The sequence below is a fragment of the Leekyejoonella antrihumi genome (genome assembly GCF_007845645.1).
Taxonomy (GTDB): Bacteria; Actinomycetota; Actinomycetes; order Actinomycetales; family Dermatophilaceae; genus Leekyejoonella; species Leekyejoonella antrihumi.
Genome location: NZ_VCQV01000035.1, coordinates 1 through 17,234, shown reverse-complemented (window position 1 = coordinate 17,234; position 17,234 = coordinate 1). Strand labels below are relative to the sequence as shown.

General features: G+C 67.4%; 16 protein-coding genes and 2 pseudogenes. 10 read left to right on the top strand and 8 right to left on the bottom strand.

Annotated features, from left to right (window positions below; all coding sequences use genetic code 11):
- Positions 1-116: 116 nt before the first annotated feature.
- Together FGL98_RS19695 and FGL98_RS19690 are read right to left on the bottom strand one after the other, a co-directional pair.
- Complete coding sequence (locus FGL98_RS19695; protein WP_186526265.1) at positions 117-1,553, bottom strand: peptidoglycan DD-metalloendopeptidase family protein; 1,437 nt, start codon at positions 1,551-1,553, stop codon at positions 117-119.
- Between the two features lie 164 nt (positions 1,554-1,717).
- Entirely contained in the window at positions 1,718-3,001 is a 1,284-nt protein-coding gene (locus FGL98_RS19690; protein ID WP_146319672.1) for a PucR family transcriptional regulator, read from the bottom strand.
- Positions 3,002-3,210: 209 nt separating this feature from the next.
- Here FGL98_RS19690 and FGL98_RS26495 point away from each other — a divergent pair.
- The 8 genes and pseudogenes from FGL98_RS26495 to FGL98_RS19670 form a co-directional block, all read left to right on the top strand.
- Positions 3,211-4,190, top strand: a pseudogene (locus tag FGL98_RS26495) (class I adenylate-forming enzyme family protein); the annotation flags it as partial.
- The gene (locus FGL98_RS26825) at positions 4,167-4,691 is read left to right on the top strand and encodes a class I adenylate-forming enzyme family protein (RefSeq protein WP_342779988.1); all 525 of its coding nucleotides are present in this window, start codon (positions 4,167-4,169) and stop codon (positions 4,689-4,691) included. The pseudogene FGL98_RS26495 and the gene FGL98_RS26825, both read left to right, overlap by 24 nt.
- 3 nt (positions 4,692-4,694) lie before the next feature.
- On the top strand, positions 4,695-5,810 hold the full coding sequence (locus tag FGL98_RS26820; protein WP_222432281.1) for a DUF3556 domain-containing protein: 1,116 nt from the start codon (positions 4,695-4,697) through the stop codon (positions 5,808-5,810).
- Entirely contained in the window at positions 5,807-6,508 is a 702-nt protein-coding gene (locus FGL98_RS26815) for a DUF3556 domain-containing protein (protein ID WP_222432280.1), read from the top strand. Before FGL98_RS26820 ends, FGL98_RS26815 begins: the two co-directional genes overlap by 4 nt.
- Positions 6,505-6,627, top strand: a pseudogene (locus FGL98_RS26480) (FAD-dependent oxidoreductase); the annotation flags it as partial. The gene FGL98_RS26815 and the pseudogene FGL98_RS26480, both read left to right, overlap by 4 nt.
- A 28-nt stretch (positions 6,628-6,655) precedes the next feature.
- Positions 6,656-6,949: a hypothetical protein gene (locus FGL98_RS26475; protein WP_246136660.1), complete on the top strand. Its 294-nt coding sequence runs from the start codon at positions 6,656-6,658 to the stop codon at positions 6,947-6,949.
- A complete protein-coding gene (locus FGL98_RS26470) occupies positions 6,925-7,431 on the top strand; it encodes a phytoene desaturase family protein (protein ID WP_246136659.1) in 507 nt (168 codons plus the stop codon). Before FGL98_RS26475 ends, FGL98_RS26470 begins: the two co-directional genes overlap by 25 nt.
- Positions 7,432-7,467: 36 nt before the next feature.
- Complete coding sequence (locus FGL98_RS19670) at positions 7,468-9,129, top strand: amidohydrolase (protein WP_146319670.1); 1,662 nt, start codon at positions 7,468-7,470, stop codon at positions 9,127-9,129.
- A gap of 38 nt (positions 9,130-9,167) precedes the next feature.
- On the opposite strand, the gene FGL98_RS19665 is transcribed toward FGL98_RS19670, so the two are convergent.
- Genes FGL98_RS19665 through FGL98_RS19640 form a run of 6 tightly spaced genes read right to left on the bottom strand, consistent with a single transcriptional unit; the run spans position 9,168 to position 15,672 of the window.
- A complete protein-coding gene (locus FGL98_RS19665) occupies positions 9,168-9,938 on the bottom strand; it encodes an enoyl-CoA hydratase/isomerase family protein (protein WP_146319668.1) in 771 nt (256 codons plus the stop codon).
- Positions 9,935-11,203 carry a CaiB/BaiF CoA transferase family protein gene (locus tag FGL98_RS19660; protein WP_146319666.1) on the bottom strand — a complete coding sequence of 423 codons (1,269 nt, stop codon included), beginning with the start codon at positions 11,201-11,203 and terminating at the stop codon, positions 9,935-9,937. Before FGL98_RS19660 ends, FGL98_RS19665 begins: the two co-directional genes overlap by 4 nt.
- 51 nt (positions 11,204-11,254) lie before the next feature.
- The gene (locus FGL98_RS19655) at positions 11,255-12,538 is read right to left on the bottom strand and encodes an amidohydrolase (protein WP_146319664.1); all 1,284 of its coding nucleotides are present in this window, start codon (positions 12,536-12,538) and stop codon (positions 11,255-11,257) included.
- A 1-nt stretch (position 12,539) separates the two neighbouring features.
- Complete coding sequence (locus FGL98_RS19650) at positions 12,540-13,955, bottom strand: amidase (protein WP_146319662.1); 1,416 nt, start codon at positions 13,953-13,955, stop codon at positions 12,540-12,542.
- Positions 13,952-15,400 carry a sodium:solute symporter family protein gene (locus FGL98_RS19645; RefSeq protein WP_146319660.1) on the bottom strand — a complete coding sequence of 483 codons (1,449 nt, stop codon included), beginning with the start codon at positions 15,398-15,400 and terminating at the stop codon, positions 13,952-13,954. The genes FGL98_RS19650 and FGL98_RS19645 overlap by 4 nt, the downstream gene beginning before the upstream one ends.
- Positions 15,397-15,672 (bottom strand): hypothetical protein, encoded by a 276-nt coding sequence (locus FGL98_RS19640; protein WP_146319658.1) that lies wholly within the window; start codon positions 15,670-15,672, stop codon positions 15,397-15,399. Before FGL98_RS19640 ends, FGL98_RS19645 begins: the two co-directional genes overlap by 4 nt.
- Positions 15,673-15,786: 114 nt before the next feature.
- On the opposite strand from FGL98_RS19640, the gene FGL98_RS19635 reads away from it, so the two are divergent.
- Both FGL98_RS19635 and FGL98_RS19630 read left to right on the top strand, forming a co-directional pair.
- Positions 15,787-16,794, top strand: a complete 1,008-nt coding sequence (locus tag FGL98_RS19635; RefSeq protein WP_146319656.1) for an Lrp/AsnC family transcriptional regulator — start codon at positions 15,787-15,789, stop codon at positions 16,792-16,794.
- 274 nt (positions 16,795-17,068) lie between these two features.
- Positions 17,069-17,234 (top strand): AsnC family transcriptional regulator (locus tag FGL98_RS19630; protein WP_146319654.1); only part of this gene is annotated, 166 nt, incomplete at its 3' end.

Sequence of the window (17,234 nt, the reverse complement as noted above, 5' to 3'; positions counted from 1 at the left end):
TCTGAGGTAGTGCATCGTCGTGCGCGCGGATATTAGGCTCTGTGGTGTCGGCTCGGTTGGGAGCGCATCACATCGACAGGTATCACCCCGGGTGCAGCGTGCAGGAGAAGGTTCGGTCAGGGTCTGGTGGATCCCCCCGTCGGCGCGTTGACGCGCCAGATCTCGAAGATGTGCTTGCTCTGCGCAGCACCGGCATAGCTCGCATAGCTCACGCCGAGCTTGGGGTTGCGCGCGGCAATCCCGCGCTGGGAGCCCGGATCGGAGACAAGCATGACAAAGCCGATCTTGTCCGGACCGAGATAGCTGTTCTCGAAGATCAGGTCGCCGGCCTTCTCCTGCCCCGGCTGCACCCGCACGCCATGGCCGGAGGCGAGCCAGTTGCGCTGCGCCTGTGCTGTTCTCGGGATCTGCACACCAATCTTTGCGTAGGCCGCCTGCACGAAGGACGAGCTGTCCCAGGTGTCCGGCCCATCCGAGCCGAAGCGGTAGGCATGCCCGACCTGACCCCGCGCCCAGGCCACCACACCAGCAGTCTGTGCCGGTGACGCTGATCCGTCCGACGTACTGGTGCACGCGATGCCGCCGGCGCCGGCCGCGTACGAGGCGGCGTAGTAGAGCACGTCGTTGACGTACCAGATGGCGTGGTTGTAGCTGAAGAGTGCCGTCCGCACGCCGGCCGCACCATCCTTGACACCGAACTCGCTGAGCGCGTGCGCCGCGGAGTAGACGCTGTCGGCGTCGTTGTGGATGTCGATCTTGCCGTCACCGTTGCCATCGACGCTATAGCGCGCGAAGGTGGCCGGCAGGAACTGCATGAGACCCTGCGCTCCGGCGCTCGACTCGTGGTTGTTGCGGCCCTGCCCGGTCTCCTCCATGCCCACGCCGGCGAGCAGCGGCCAGGGCACGCCATACTTCTGCCCCGCCGCGACATACAGGTCCATGATCGTGGCGGGCACCGACAGTGCCGGCTGGTTGATGCTGTCCTTGCGTACCTTGCCTGCCGCCGGCAGCACAAAGCCCGCAGAGACCGCAGTCGTCGAGGCCGACCCGGTCAGTGGTGCACCGTGCTGGACCATGAACGGCACCGGGTTGACCGGCTTGCCGTTCACGAGGACCTCGAAGTGCAGGTGGTCGCCGGTGCTCTGCCCGGTGGACCCCTCCACACCGAGCACCTGACCCGCCGCGACCTGGACCCCCGGTCTGATGCTCGGGTCGATCCGCGCCATGTGCCCGTAGAGGGTCTGCACGCCGTCCGCGTGCTGCAGGGTGACCTCGTTGCCCAGCCCGCCGTATGGCCCGGCATGCACGACGGTGCCCACGTCAGCCGCCACGACGGGGCCGGCGCCCGGCAGCATCGCCAGGTCGACGCCGGCATGCAGCTGCCGCCTGTGGGTGATCGGGTCGACTCGCATGCCGAACGGCGACGTGATGACGTAGCGCTGCTCGACCGGCGCACGCCAGCCGGTGGACGCCGACGCGCAGCTCACTCCGGACTCGCCGGCTGCGGACGCGGGCGCCATCGGCAACGCGAGCGCCATCGCAGCAACAGGCACCATCGCCACCGCCAAAACCCATGCCCGAACTCCTGCCGGCCCAGTGCCCATGCCACCTCGCTCCCTCGACTGTCATCATAGGAGCGCGAAGTGGCCCATCAGTGGGTTGTTGCGCACCTTCGGCGGCCGCAGACACAAAGCGCGGCGGGTGCTCGAGTGGCGGTTCACCCGTTGCGCATCACCGCGGATCCCAACCAGCGGCAGGCGAGCAGAGCGAGTTCGAGCTCCATGTGATCCACGTCCAGTGGACGGCCGCGTTCTTCGATCGCCTTGTCCACGCGGTACTTGACGGTGTTCTTGTGCAGGTATACGAGATCCGCGGTGGCTGTGTAGCTGCCGTTCTGGTTGAGGAACGTCAGCAGGGTCTCCCTGAGGCGGGCTGCCGGCTCGCTGTCAACGGCGAGCCGGCCCAATGACCGTGCGACCATGCGTCGTGCCGAGTCCAGATCGGTGGCCAGCAGGGCCACCATCCGCACCTCCGGATCTGCATACGACGTGAGCCGGCACGCGACGGGACGGGTAGCGTGCGCCAGATCCTGGGCCCGGCGAGCCTCCAGGTGGGTATGTCGGAACCCGTCCAGTCCGGCCGCCGGGAATCCCATCGCCGCGAACACGTGCGGGTCCGTGTCGGACATGGACGCGACCAGCCGCTCGAGGTCCATGGTGCCCGGCTCGCGGCCGAGCTGCACCCATCCCCACGCACTCGACTGGTCACGAGGAAAGAACAGCGGGTCGGCGCGGCCGCCGGCCGCCTTCGCCAAGCTCTGTAGGCACCGTTCGAGCTCGAGCAGGTTCACCCCGGCCGGTGCGGGTTCGGCGACCCACAGGGTGAATCCCACGTGGTTCTGGCGAAGGCGACAGCCCAGCGCCTGCTCGGCGCTGACGAGGTCGACGCGCTCATTGGCGAGTATGCCGATGAGCATCGCGGCGCGCAGCGTGTTGCGGTTGGCCATCCACCGCTCGCGCTCCGACTCATACTCGAGGACAACTTGCTCGGAGATGGTGTCGATGTACCGAAAGGTCAGCTCGGTGAAGTCCCTGCTCGCGCGGTAGGCAACCTCCAGATCCGGTGAGCGGACGACGCACTCGCCCAACGCCCAATCCATCAGAGCCTGTTGCCCCAGCCGGTAGGCACGAACCAGGGTGTTGGACGAAATCCCTCGTTGGGCGAGACGCCGGGCGAACTCTCTGGCCGCAGGCGGGGCCACCAGATCGTCCACGCGCGTGTCGTAGCGCATGACCTGAGCCAGCATCGCGAGGTTGCTCTCGATGCTGGCGTAGAGCACGTCCAGAAGCTGCCGGTCGCCGGCCATCTCCTCCCCCGCTGCGGCGAGCACCTCGTACAGACGTGACGTCAGTGCCGACAGCTGCGCGCCGAGATCGACTCCGACGTCTGCGATCAGGGTCCGGGCCTGTTTTTGAGTCTCCTCGCTGGTCCGCGCAGCCATGCCCGTCGTCCTCTCGTGGCTCCGCCGAGCGGGGAACCGATGTGAGCCAAGTCTGACGACCCGAGCCCGAAACCGCCAGGACCCCGTGGGCAGGAGGGTACAACGCGGCTGCGCTTCTTTGGTCCGTGGACACAGGCGCCACCGGCTCGGTAGCACCTAGTTTTCTCATGGGCCACTAATCGCGGCCTGCCGATCCGAGGAGACGAATCGTGACGACACTCGACTACCTTCCCTGGCAACGTCCCGCTGCCTACGACGCACGTCGTTGCGTCCAGGACGACCGCAACGCCCTCACCTACGCCGAGCTGGGTGACTGGGCGGACGCGGTCGCGGAGCAGTTTGCAGAGCTCGGCGTCGCTCGCGGGTCGGTCGTCGCGGTCATGCTGCCGAACCGGGTCGAGCTGCTGGTGGCCATGCTCGACTCGGCGCCGTCGCGACCCCGATCAACCCGGTCTTCACGGCATACGAGGCGGACTTCCAGATCCACGACGCGGAGGCGGTGCTCGTCGTCAACGCAGGATCGGACGCCCCGAACGGTGGATGCCAGGCGGTTTCCGCGGATGACCTTCGGCGAACCCGAACCGGCGAGACGGACCTGCCCGAGGCGGTCACGTCGGCCACAGACCTCGCGCTGGTGATCTACACCAGTGGCTCCACCGGCCGACCCAAGGGTGTCATGCTGAGCCACTCGAACATTGCGGCGATGGCCACCATGATGGCCACTCATCTGGGGATCAACCGCGACGACCACTGCCTGCTGATCCTCCCCCTCTTCCACGTCAACGCGATCTGCGTGAGTTTCCTGACCCCGATGACCGTGGGCGGCCGGCTGAGCGTCCTCGACCGGTTCCAGCCTCGCGAGCTCCTCTCCGCCATCGAGCGGTTGCGGCCCACCTACTTCTCCGCCGTGCCGACGATCTACTCCCAGCTCGTCTCGCAGCCGTCGACCGTGGTCGCCGACACGTCCTCCGTCCGGTTCGCGATCTGCGGCGCGGCGCCGGCGTCGAAGGAGCTGCTCGATGCGACCGAACGACGGTTCGGTTTCCCGCTGGTCGAGGGGTATGGCCTCACCGAGGGCACCTGCGCCTCCACGGCGAACCCGCCGGCAGGCGACCGCAGGCTCGGCACGGTCGGCGTGGCCCTTCCGGGCCAGAGGGTCGAGGTCATGGCGTCGGACGGCAGGATACTGCCCACCGGTCAGCGTGGCGAGGTCGTCATCCAGGGCCCGAACGTCATGCTGGGCTACCTCAACCGGGACGACGCCACGGCACAGGCGCTGGGCGACGGTTGGCTGCATACCGGAGACGTCGGCATTCTCGACGAGGACTGCTATCTGCGGATCGTCGACCGCATCAAGGACCTGATCATCAGGGGCGGGGAGAACATCTACCCCAAGGAGATCGAGACCGTCCTGCATGGCCACCCGGCGGTCCTCGAGGCCGCCGTGGTCGGCGCGCCGCACGACGTGTACGGCGAGGTGCCCCTCGCCTACGTGGCGACCTACCCGGACGCGGTCGTCGAACCGTATGAGCTCGTCGGCCTGTGCCGCGACAAGTTGACCAAGATCAAGGTCCCCTCCGCCATCCATCTGATGGTTTCTCTGCCCAAGAACGCGGTCGGCAAGATCGACAAGCAAGCGCTGCGCGACCTCGACACCACCCGTTGCGCCAGCGGTCACCAAGGAGCGTGAGTCATGGGATTCCTCACCCCCTCGCCCCAGCCCGTCGAACCGTCGGAGTTCGTCCGGCTTTCCTTCCTCGACCGGGTCCGGATCCTGTCCACCCATTGGGTCGACGACGACTTCGGAACCCCGAAGATGCTCTATGTCGTGTACACCGTCAAGATGCTCGGCCTCTACCTGGCCTGCGGCATCCTGATCGCGTCCCTGACCAGTGACATCAGCTTCCTGCACGTCACCTCCTGGTGGGACAACATCGTGGTCTACCAGAAGCTGGCCGTATGGCTGATGCTCCTGGAGGTGATCGGGCTCGGCGGCGCCTGGGGACCCCTGTGTGGCCACTTCAAGCCGATGACCGGCAACATTCGGTACTGGCTGCGGCCCGGGACGATTCGGATGGCGCCCTGGGGCAAAAAGGTACCGCTTACCGGCGGCGACACCCGCACTGTCGGCGACGTGGTGCTCTACCTGGCCGTGCTCGGGAGCCTCATCGTCCCCTTGGCGGTCCACGCCGAGAATGTGGCCGGGTTCGCCGGCCAGCAGAGCATTCCCGGATGGACCTTCGTGCCGATCCTCATCATGATGCCGTTGATGGGCCTACGGGACAAGGTGGTCTTCCTGGCCGGCCGATCCGAGCAGTACCTGCCGATCATGTTGTACACCTTCCTGCTCAGCGGCAGCTTCGTGGACATGGTCATCGCGTTCAAGGTCGTCATCGCCTGTGTGTGGATCTGTGCCGGTATCTCGAAGTTCGGCGACCACTTCATCAAGGTGGTGCCGCCGATGGTCTCCAACAGCCCGGCGATGCCCGGCAAGTTCATCAAGCGCCTGCACCACAAGAACGCGCCGGAGGACATCCGGCCCTCCTCCTTCTCCTGGTTCATGGCCCACCTCGGTGGCACCAGCGTGGATATCGTGATCCCCCTGGTCCTGCTGTTCACCACCAACATCGTCGTTGCCGCGGTCGCGGCGATCGCGATGCTGGTCTTCCACCTGTTCATCACCTCGACGTTCCCGTTGGCGGTGCCCTTGGAGTGGAACGCCTTCTTCGGGTTCGCCGCCATCACCCTGTGGATCGGTCACAACCCGGGTGACTTCGCGATCTATACTTCTCCCACCCGCTGGGTTTGATCCCGATCTTCGCGCTGGCGTTCCTCTTTCCGATCATCGGCAACCTGCGACCCGACCTGGTCTCGTTCCTGCCCTCGCTGCGGCAGTATGCCGGCAACTGGGCGTCGGCAACCTGGGCGATGCGCCCCGGGGTCGAAGAACGCCTGTCGGACCTGCCGCTGGTGACCAACCTCACCGATCAGTTGGTCGCGATGAAGTACGAGCCGAACGATGCCGAGATGACGCTGCAGAAGCTGCTCGGCTGGCGTGGCATGCACAGCCAGGGCCGTGGCCTGTACTCGCTGCTCCTCGACCATCTCGACGATCTCAATTCCCGCACCGTCCGCGAGGGCGAGTTCGTGTGCAACACGGTCCTCGGCTGGAACTTCGGCGACGGGCACCTGCACGACGACCGGATGGTCGCGGCGGTCCAGAGGCGGCTCCAGCTTGCGCCGGGCGACCTGGTGGTGATGTACGTCGAGTCTCAGCCGATCCACAAGAAGACCCAGGAGTACCGGGTCATCGATGCCGCGCTGGGTGTCGTCGAACGCGGCACCTGGAACGTCGCCGACTGCATCGAGGAGCAGCCCTGGTTGCCCAACGGCCCGGTTCCGCTGAAGGTCAGCTGGACGGCCGACGGTTATGTCCGCCAGGAGACGCTGACCTTGGTCCGGAACCAGGTCGACGAGCAGAAGCAGAAGCAGGAGCAGCAGGCGTGACCACGGCGGTGGTGGTCGGCAGCGGCCCGAACGGGTTGTCCGCCGCGATCCGACTCGCCCAGCACGGCCTCGAGGTCACGGTGCTCGAGGCGGGCGACCGGCCCGGCGGCCGGGGCGCGAACCTCGCAGCTGACCCTTCCCGGCCTGTTGCACGACGACTGCGCGGCGTTCCACCCCACCGGCATCGCCTCACCGTACTTCGCCTCGCTCGGCCTCGAACGCCACGGACTGCGCTGGCTGTGGCCCGAGGTCGATCTGGCCCACCCGCTCGACGACGGCCGCGCCGGGCTCGCAGTGCGCGGGATGACGCGCACCGAGACCCTCGGTCTGGACGCGGATCGCTGGGAGCGGGTGTTCGGCCCGTCCGTCCGAATCTTCGACGACCTCATCGCCGAGGTCTTCCAACCCTCGCCCATGTGCCGAGGCACCCGGTCGCGTTGACCCGATTCGGTATCAAGGCACTCCTGCCGGCGAGCTGGACCGCGCGCCGATTCAAGGACGACCCGGACCGGCCGTTCGTGCTCCTGGGCCAGCAGTACCTCGTCGACCGCTCGCGCTCGATCGGGACGGCGAACCCCGTCTACGCCTACGCCCACGTGCCGCACGGCTACCCCGGTGACGCGACCGACGCGATCATCGGACAGATCGAACGGTTCGCGCCGGGCTTCGGCGACCAGATCCTCGCCACCTCGACCCGCAGCCCGGCCGACCTCGCGACATACAACCTCAACTACGTCGGCGGCGACATCAGCTCCGGCGCGAACACCGCGCTGCAGATCGCCTTCCTCCCGCGGCCGACCCCGAACCCGTACTCACTGGGCATACCTGGTGTGTACCTGTACTCGTCCGCGACAACGCCCGGTGCCGGAGTGCATGGAATAGGCGGCTACAACGCCGCCGAGACCGCCCTCGCCCACCTGTGACTCCGCCCTCCGCCAGCCTGGCGCCGGGGCTTTTCAATGAGTACGCCAAGTGCGTGGCCACCCAGTAGTTCAAGCAACCGCCAAGGAAGGTGCCGGGTTGACGCTCTGAGCAGGCGCTGGAGCTATGGACGCTCTCGTTGCCTTCGAAGAAGGGTTGCGCCTGGAGTTGAGCCGCGACGAGGGCAAGCCTGCCAGACCGAGGTGCGCGACCTGGCTGGCCGGTTCGTAATGCCGGGCCTGACCGACGTACACAATCACCACGCGCTGGCGGGGCGCGCCGACCTCTTCGAGGTGACGTTCTCGGTCACCGCGACGCTGTCGCAGATCCTCGACGCCGTGCGTGCCCAGGCGACCGGTCTGCCGGTCGACGCGTGGGTTATCGGCGGCAGTTGGGGCTCCGGACTGATGAGCGAGCTTGCCACGCACACCGCCCGGTTTCGGCTGGACGAGGCGGCAGGCGGCCGGGCGGTGCTGTTGACCGACGACAGTCACCACAACCGGTGGGTGTCGAGCCGGGCCCTGGAGATCGCCGGGGTTACGGCGTCCGCACCGGATCCCGAGGGCGGGCAGATGCTCCGCGAAGACGGGCCGCCGACCGGGGTGATGCTGGAGGCGGCAGGTCGAATGATGGAGCAGGCCGTGCCGGAGTCTGCCCGCATCGATGCCGAGGCGCAGCGGGCCTGTTCGCGCCGCGGCAGCGAGATCCTGCACCGGCACGGCATCACCGCGTTCCAGGATGCGGCCGTGTCCACCGACATCATGGCCACCCTAAAGTCACTGGATGACGAGGGTCTGCTGGACGCGTGGGTCGTCACCTCCATGCTGGTCAACGACCTGACCTTCGGGTTCGCGCCAATCGGTGAGGAGCTGTGTGCGCGGGGGAAATCGTATGCGAACGAGCACCACCGGCCGACGTTCGTCAAGATCTTCCTGGACGGCGTGCCGCCGGCCCGCACCGGCGCGTTCCTTCATCCGTACCTGCCTGACGCGCACGGCGACCACTACTGCGGCGAGCCAACGATGAGCCCCGACGAACTGCTGCACTGGATGCGCCTGGGGGCGCAAGCCGGTCTCTCTGCGAAAGTTCACTGCACCGGCGACAAGTCAGTGCACATGGTGCTCGACGCCGTGGAGCGACTCCGCGGCGAGGGATTCACCAACCAGCGGCACCACATCGCGCGTGGCCAGTTCATCGCACCGGACGACCTACCGCGGCTCGCCGCGCTCGGCATCGACGCCGATATCTCCCCGTTCCTGTGGGTTCCCGGCGTGATCCCGCAGGCGATCGCCGAAGTGCTGCCTCCCGAGCGAGCTGCGCGGATGCAGCCGAACCGCGACCTGCTGGACTCGGGCGCCCTCGTCGCGGGCGGCTCCGACTGGCCCGTCAGTGAGTCACCGAACGTGTTCGAGGCCATCGCCGGACTCGTCACCCGCCAGGACCCGACCGGCACCTTCCCCGGTGCGCTGTGGCCCGAGCAGGCCGTCACCCGTGAGGAAGCGATCGAGATCTTCTCGGTCAACGGCGCGACCGCGATGGGCCTGGGCGACATCACCGGCACCCTCACCACCGGCAGGTCGGCCGACTTCGTCATGCTCGACCGCGACATCACCGCCGTCGACCCAACCGAGCTGCTCGACACCACGGTTGAGGAGACCTGGTTCGCCGGCCGTCAGGTGTATGCCGGGTCGAGAACCTAGCAGGGATCGTCACCGACTCACGAGGTATGCCGTCCATCTCAGCTGGGGATCGAGCCGTTCAGGACCGGTCGCGTCGAACCTCTGGCGAAGAAGGCATTGATCTGGTTCCGGAAGGTGTCGAAATCGACCGTGGGAGCCCGGTCGCGGCCCGGCGAAGGGTGCCGAGTGACCGCTAGCATCATCGACTTCGCCGCGTTGACGGCGGCCGGTGGTTGCTGCTGCAGCCCGGTGGCGATGTCCAGGGCTGCGGCGAGCGTGGTCCCCGGTGGGGCCACCCGCGCGACCAGTCCCGCGGCCTGGGCCTCGTCGGCGCGCAGCAGCCTTCCGGTGAGGTAGAGGTCGGCGGTCAGGGCGGCGCCGATCCGCGCCGAGAGGCGTTCGACGAACGCGTCGGAGGCGAGGATGCCCAGCCGGACGATGGGCATACCCAGTTTCGCCGACGCTGAGACCACTGCCACGTCACAGGCCAGTGCCAGCTGGCAGCCGGCCCCCGCGGCCGTGCCTTCGACCGCAGCGATGACCGGGATGGATGCCCGCTCGATCGCCTGAAAGCAGTCCTCCATCGCCTGGAAGCTGCGCTCGACGTCGGGCAAGTCCGCCCCAACCCACTCGGTCAGGTCGGAGCCCGCGCTGAACGTCTGGTCCCGGCCAGTGATCACCACGACCCGGGGGCGCGGGTCAGCATCCAGGGCTCGGATCTCGGCGGTCAGGTCACGCCAGTCGGACTGGCCCAGTGCGTTGCGTCGCAGCCCGTCGCCGACGGTGACCGTCGCCACCGGCGAGTTGCGGTCCACCACGATGCGCGTCATCGGCGCACCGCCCCCGTCGCGGCCAGGGCCTCGATCTCGCTCGGAGACAGTCCCAGCCCATCCAGGATCTGGGTGGTGTGCTCACCGAGGATGGGAGAGCCCTGCCGCAGCGCCAGGGGCGTCGAGGACAGCTTGATCGGGGATCCGAGCGTGCGGATGCTGCCCTCGGCGGTATGTGGCAGGTCCACGACCATGTCCCGGGCCAGCAGCTGCGGCTGCGCGAGGGCCTCCGGCACGGTGTTGATCGGCCCGACGGGCACCCCGGCATCGGTCAGCAGCTCGCTCCACTGCGCGGCCGTGCGCATGCGCAGTGCGTCCTCGACCAGGGGCAGCAGGGTATCGCGGTGCGCGACCCGCTGCGGGTTCGTGACATACGCCGGGTCGTTGAGGACGTGATCGAGACCGGCGACCCGGGCAAATCGCTGCCACAGCAGGTCGTTGCCGACGGCGACCATGATCTCGCCGTCCTTGGTGGCAAATCCCTGGTAGGGAACGATGTTCGGGTGGGCCGACCCGTAGCGTCGCGGTGTCTGGCCCGTGGCAAAGTAGTTCTGCGCAACGTAGGTCAGCCAGGAGGTCTGACTGTCCAGCAGCGACACGTCGACGTGCTGCCCGCACCCGGTCTGGGTTCGGGAGTGCAGCGCGGCCAGCACACCCACGGTGACCCACATGCCGGCTGCGATGTCGGCTCCGGCGACTCCGAAGCGCACGGGCGGCCCGTCGGACTCGCCGGTCACGCTCATCATGCCGGACATCGCCTGGGCGATCGCGTCATATCCGGCCCGCTCGCGAAGCGGTCCGGTGTGTCCAAACCCGCTGACCGAGCCGTAGACCAGCCGCGGGTTTCGTTCGGCGAGCTGCGCATAGCCGAGTCCGAGGCGCTCCGCGGTACCGGGACGGAAGTTCTCGAGCACCACGTCAGCCGCGTTCGCCAGCCGCAGTGCAATGTCACGGCCCGTCGCCGACTTCAGGTCCACGGCCAGGGACCGCTTGTTGCGGTTGACTGCGTGGAAGTACGCCGCGTCGTCGCCCTGAAAGGGAGGCCCCCACCTTCGAGTGTCATCCCCGGCCGTGGTGTTCTCGATCTTGATCACGTCGGCGCCAAGGTCCGCCATGACCATCGAGGCGAACGGGCCGGAAAGGACACGTGTCAGGTCGAGCACCCGGATCCCGGACAAGGCGCCGGGGTGTTGCTCCCACGGGCCGGTCGCCGGCGTAAGGCCGGTTCCGAGATCTGTGCTGGCATCGCTGGGGCCGTCATTCATGGGGTATTGCTCTTTCTGTTGTGGCAGAACCAGTCTGCGGTCGTGGCGGGTTCATGGTTGGTTGGGTTGGTCGATGCCGATCCAGGCCAGGGCAGCGGACAGCAGGCAGCGCACACCGACCTGCAGGGTCGGATCGATGACCGGCGCGAACTGCGGCGAGTGGTTGCCCGGCACACCGTCGGGCAGCGTGCCGCTCGCGATGAGGGGCGCGAACCGTGCCTCCTGCGCCGGGTCGTGACCGCCCCAGAACCAGAACACGGAGGGGACCCCTGCGGTCGTCCCGAAGGTGCCGAAGTCTTCGCTCCCGGACAGGGGTGGAACCTCGTGCACGTGCTCCTCCCCCAGCTCTTGGGACAGCGCGGCTTGCACGGACCGTGTGGCCGCCTCGTCATTGACGGTGACGGGGAACCGGTTGAGAGTCGTGATCCGCGGCGGCTCCGGCGCACCGGAGGCAGTCGCCTCGGCCCCCACGATCCGGTCGATCGCGTGAAGGACCTTCGTGCGAGTGCCCTCGGTGAAGGAGCGAATATTCAGCTTCAACTCGGCCTGCGCCGGAATGATGTTCTCCTTGGTGCCGGCATGCACCGACCCCACGGTCAGCACCGCCGACTCGTTCGGTGCGACCACGCGGGATACGACCGTCTGCAGGCGCATGATGGTCGCGGCGGCCATCACCACCGGGTCCACCGTTGCCTCCGGTGTTGAGCCGTGTCCACCGCGGCCGAACAGTTGCACGCGCAGGCTGTCGGAGGCGGCCATCGCGGTGCCGCTGCGGATCGCGACGTGACCCGCGGGCAGGGGCATGACGTGCTGGCCCAGGCAGACATCCGGCCGCCCGAAGCGTTCCAGGAAGCGATCGTCGAGCATCGCCTGTGCACCGGCGGCGATCTCCTCACCCGGTTGGAACACCGCCAGGATCGTGCCATTCCAGGCGTCGAGGTGGCGGGCGAGCAGCGCGGTCACCCCGAGCAGACAGGTGATGTGGGTATCGTGCCCGCACGCGTGCATCACGGGTTGCTCGGTGCCGTCGGCATCGAGCCCCATGGCGGTGCTGGCGTATGCCAGGCCCGTGTCCTCTTTGACGGGGAGCCCGTCCATGTCGGCGCGCAGCAGCACGGTCGGACCGTCGCCGTGACGCAGGACCCCGACGACGCCGGTCACCCCGACGTGCTCGGTGACCTCCCAGCCTTGCTCGCGCAACTGATCTCCGACGATCCCGGCCGTACGGGTCTCCTGCATGGATAGCTCCGGGTGCGCGTGCAAGTCCCGGTACCGCGCGGACAGCTCGGGCTGCAGCGCGGTCAGATCGGCACGCATCGATTCGGAAAGGGGCATGTCACTCCTGGCAGATGGGTGGGCGAGTAGGGGAAGGCAGGGCACTCTGGAAGGCGTGACCGGCCCGCAGCACGGCCAGGTCGGCGTGATGCGGGCCGACAATTTGCAGCCCGACCGGAAGTCCCGCGGGCGTCAGTCCTGCAGGGACAGACAGTGCTGGACATCCGGTGGCAGAGATCAGGTATGCCGAGCGCATCCAGTCCAGATAGCTGCGCTGGGGCTGCCCCGCGACCCTCGTCGGGTACTCGAGCGTCGCATCGAACGGGACGACTTGGCTGACCGGCAGCAGCAACAGGTCGTACTGCCCGAAGAACTCCCGCACCCGGTGGAACAACGCTGCATGCAGGCTGTGGGCGCGATTCAGGTCGGCAACCGTGAGCTTGCGACCTTCATTGATGTTCCAGGCAATGCTTGCCTTGACCTGGTTCGGGTGCTCGTCGAGGTGGACGCCAAGGCCGCGGTCGAACAGCCGCGCGCGCAGCGTCCGGAAGACCTCTTCGGCGCCGGTCAGGTCGGGGCAGTCGAGCTCGACCCGGCAGCCCAGCTCCTCGAACACCTTCACCTGCGGAGTAAGGACGTCGGTCACCGCCTGGTCCACCGGAACGGCACCGCCCAGATCCGGTGACCAGGCGACCCGCAACCCGCACAGGTCCTGCTCGAGGGGACCGGCGAACGCCTTGCCGGGCTGCTCGATGGCAATCGGTGACCGTGCGTCAGGTCCGGCCTGGACCGACAACAACAGCGCCGCGTCGGCGACGGTACGACCCAGCGGTCCCTGCACCGCCATGGTCGACCACGGGTCCGCGTTCGGCCAGGTCGGGACTCGCCCGGGCGAGGGGCGGAATCCGACCACGTTGCAGAAGGATGCGGGATTGCGCAACGAGCCGCCCATGTCGCTGCCATCCGCGAGCGGCACCATCCCGCAGGCCAGAGCTGCTGCGGCACCACCACTGGATCCGCCGGCGGACCGCGAGAGGTCATAGGGGTTGCGGGTCACGCCGAACACCTCGTTGAAGGTGTGCGACCCGGCGGCAAACTCCGGGACGTTGGTCTTGCCCAGGGTGATCGCGCCGGCCGCCTTGACCCGCCCGACCACCAGCTCGTCCCGCTCAGGCACATGATCGGCGAACAGCGGGGAGCCGTACGTCGTACGGACCCCGACCGTATCGTCAGTGTCCTTAAACGCGAACGGCATTCCGTGCAGTGGCCCAATGCGTTCCCCGGCTGCGAGCCGGTCGTCCGCGGCGGCCGCGTCGGCGAACGCCTGCTCCGCGGTGAGCGTGACGATCGCGTTCACCTGCGGGTTGACCCGCCCAATCTGGTCCAGGTGGGCGGTGACGACCTCGCGGGCGGACACCTCCTTGCGACGCAGCATCCCGGCAAGCTCTCTCGCGTCCAGGAAACACAGGTCGGTCATGCCAGCACCTCCGATGCCTCCGCCTTCCGCGTGGCGTCCTGGACGCTGCCGCTGCGAAGGATGACGACCGCCTGGGCGGCCGCTGCAACGACGACGTTGGCGACCAGCCCGATGATGCCCACGTTGACGTTGTGCGTGGGGATCGCGGTGTCGAAGGTGAGCAGGCCCACCACACCGACGCCGACGACGATGCCCAGCAGGGCAGGAGTCGCGTTCAGCCAGCGGCGGCGACCGACGGCGGCCGCCAGCGCGGGCGCGAGCTGCGCCAGTCCGCTGAAGGTCAGCAGGAGCAGGTTCGCGAGGGCATTCGGCCGGGTCAACCCGAGCGTGAGGGCTAGGCCCGCCGCGACCAGGACCGTGCCATGGTTGATCGCCAGGCGGGTCCGCTCGGTGCGAGTCGGCAGCAGGTTGTGCGCGACCAAGGTCGACATTCCGATGCACAAGGCCGCGGCGGGAATCATCGCCGACGCGGCGGCGGCGACCGCGATAACCCCGGTGAGCCAGTCCGGCAGCGCGCCATGCGCGAGGGTCAGTAGGACATCGTTACCGTCGGTGCTTTTCTTCAGCGCGACCACCCCGGTAAAGCCAATGATCACCGGCAGGATGATGACCACCTGGTAGAGCGGCAGGAAGGTGAAGTTGCGCCGCAGCGTGCGCGGCCCCCGCGCGGCGAGCAGCCCCGGCCACAGGTGCGGCAGAGTCATGAACAGAGAGCCGATCGTGCTGATCAGCACGCTGCTGACCCACCAGATGCCGTCGGTCGGGCCGGAGTGCAGGGTGAGCAGCTGCGGCTCGTGGGCGCTGACGGTCCGGAACAGGGCGCCGATCCCGCCGGCATAGTGCACCGGGACCGCGATGATCAGCACGATCATCGCCAGGATCATCAGCGCATCCTTCAGGTAGGCCGTCTGGGCCAGACCGCGGATACCCGACCACAGCACGAACGCCACCATCAGCACCGTGGCCACTACCATGCTCAGCGTCCCGGACTGGTGGCTGCCGGTAACCAGTTCCACGATCAGGCCGAGGCCGGTGATCTGCAACTGCAGGTACGGCAACAAGAACACCACTCCGACGACCGCGACGATCCTGCCGAGCAGCGGGCTGCGATATCGCTCCGAAAAGAAGTCGGCCTGAGTGAGGTACCCGTGCTGCTTTCCCAGTCGCCACAGCTTCGGCCCCAGGAAGTACAGCCCGATGAACGACAACGGGATATACGGGATGGCGTAGGTCGCGGCGGCGCCGCTGGTAAACGCGAGGCCCGCCACGGCGAGAAAGGTGAAGGTCGTGAAGGACTCACCGGCCATGAGGAACCAGGTGACGATGCCACCAAAGTTGCGCTGGCCAACGGTCCAGTCCTCCAGCGTCGCCGACGGTCGGCGGCGACCGATGAAGGCGCAGGAGGCAATCACGACCATGCCGATGAGCGCTACCGCCAAGATCATGATGCATCCCCCAGGAGGTCAGGGCTGCCGTCAGTGGCGTCCGGGCGGAAACGGGACCAGCGCCGCTCAACAGTCAGCAAAGTGACAGGAATCAAGAGGACCCATATCGAGGTCCAGATGAACAGCGCCGGAACCCCCAGCCAGAGGGTGGCCGTGTTGACGAAGGCCAACCAGGGCGCCAGCAAAAGAGCCACCGCTGGGATGACCGGAAGGATACAGACCGCACGAGATCGAGAAGATGTGGAACGCTCGGCGACGGGCGACACGGTCATGTCGACCTCCTTTCGCTTTGTCGAACAAGTGGGATACGTCACACCATGACGCGGCGTGACGGACCTCGACAAGGCCCTCCCCGCAGGTGATGGAATCCGACATAGAATTGGCTCATGTCGTCATCGTTGGTCGACTCGCTCGACCTGCAGATCGTTGCCGCGCTGCAGATCGACGCCCGCGTCGCCTGGCGGACCGTCGCGGTCGCGCTCGACGAGCAGGAACGCACGATCGCCCGCCGGGGCGCCCGCCTGCTCAGCAGCGGCGCCGTACGCGTGACCGGCCTATCGACCTTCGGTGAGTCCCTACTGGTCAGGGTGCGGTGCGCGCCCGGCACTACGAGGATCGCGGCGCAAGCCCTCGCCGCGCGCCGCGACACCACCTTCAGCTACCTGCTCGCCGGTGCCGCAGACTGCTGCGCCGAACTGATCTGTCCACCGGCCAGACTGAACACCCTGCTGCTGGACGACCTGCCCGCGGTGCCCGGCGTGACGTCCTGCGAGTCGCTGCCAGTGCTGCGATACCTGCGCGCCATACACGAGTGGCATCCGTTCGCCCTTCCCCAGCCCGCAGTCGACCTTTTGCAGGGTGCCCCAGTCGTCACGCCCGACGCGGCGACCTCGACGCAGCAGCGGTCCACCGTCGATCGAGCCATCCTTCGGGCTCTGCGGGAGGACGGACGCACGACGCATGAGGATCTCGCCCGGCTCGCGGGTATCTCTCCATCAACAGCGCGGCGGCGCGTGGAAGCCATGCGGGCGGAAGGCGCGCTGTTCATCCGTGCTGTGGCAAACCCGACCATGCTCGGCCTCGGTGTGCAGGCAATGCTGTGGGTCTGCACGGCGCCCACCCGGATAGAGTCGGCGAGCGCCACGCTGCTGAGCTCCCCGCAGGTCCGCTATGCAGCCGTGATCAGTGGGCGCTACCAACTGGCCGTCGAGGTCGCCGTGCCAGAGCGCTCAGATCTCTACGATTTCGTCACCCGGGCTGCGTGGCTCGACCATGTGGAGTCCGTCGAGACCACCCTGGTGATCCAGGCGCTCAAGAGCAGCGGCGTACCCATGCCCCAACCACGAACAGACAACACCAGCAGATGGCCCGCCGCCGACCGCGCTCCACACTAATCGGAAAAGCGCGTTGTGCAGATCTGTTTGTTACGGCGAATGTTCGCCTGCTGCTGATAGGTCCTCAACAAGTCGCGCCGCCGTTCCCCGGCCGACATTCGCACCGACCCGATCCAGCAATAGAGGGGTTGAGGCCACCGGCACCATCGGTCGGCGCCCGCGCGGCTTCGCAACCGCGACAACCACCTCCTTTGCATGCTGCTAATTTGGTAGATACTTCTGATTCCGCACTGAATTGGTTGTATTGCCACTGATCTGGTGGCACTATGAGGCTGTGACGAGGGAAAATCGCACGGTAGGGCCGATACTTGATGACGTCTCGAAGTCGATCATTGGTTTGTTGCAGCGCGATGGGCGTGCGGCGTACTCGACGATCGCGCGCGAGGTCGGCCTGTCCGAGGCCGCCGTGCGGCAACGGGTGCAGCGACTGCTGGACTGCG

What these genes read in the sequence shown, in the direction of transcription:
- FGL98_RS19690 (WP_146319672.1), bottom strand. Translation starts at nt 3,001, where the DNA reads ATGGCTGCGCGGACCAGCGAGGAGACTCAAAAACAGGCCCGGACCCTG.
- FGL98_RS26825 (WP_342779988.1), top strand. Translation starts at nt 4,167, where the DNA reads ATGGCGTCGGACGGCAGGATACTGCCCACCGGTCAGCGTGGCGAGGTC.
- FGL98_RS26820 (WP_222432281.1), top strand. Translation starts at nt 4,695, where the DNA reads ATGGGATTCCTCACCCCCTCGCCCCAGCCCGTCGAACCGTCGGAGTTC.
- FGL98_RS19670 (WP_146319670.1), top strand. Translation starts at nt 7,468, where the DNA reads ATGAGTACGCCAAGTGCGTGGCCACCCAGTAGTTCAAGCAACCGCCAA.
- FGL98_RS19665 (WP_146319668.1), bottom strand. Translation starts at nt 9,938, where the DNA reads ATGACGCGCATCGTGGTGGACCGCAACTCGCCGGTGGCGACGGTCACC.
- FGL98_RS19660 (WP_146319666.1), bottom strand. Translation starts at nt 11,203, where the DNA reads ATGAATGACGGCCCCAGCGATGCCAGCACAGATCTCGGAACCGGCCTT.
- FGL98_RS19655 (WP_146319664.1), bottom strand. Translation starts at nt 12,538, where the DNA reads ATGCCCCTTTCCGAATCGATGCGTGCCGATCTGACCGCGCTGCAGCCC.
- FGL98_RS19650 (WP_146319662.1), bottom strand. Translation starts at nt 13,955, where the DNA reads ATGACCGACCTGTGTTTCCTGGACGCGAGAGAGCTTGCCGGGATGCTG.
- FGL98_RS19645 (WP_146319660.1), bottom strand. Translation starts at nt 15,400, where the DNA reads ATGATCTTGGCGGTAGCGCTCATCGGCATGGTCGTGATTGCCTCCTGC.
- FGL98_RS19640 (WP_146319658.1), bottom strand. Translation starts at nt 15,672, where the DNA reads ATGACCGTGTCGCCCGTCGCCGAGCGTTCCACATCTTCTCGATCTCGT.
- FGL98_RS19635 (WP_146319656.1), top strand. Translation starts at nt 15,787, where the DNA reads ATGTCGTCATCGTTGGTCGACTCGCTCGACCTGCAGATCGTTGCCGCG.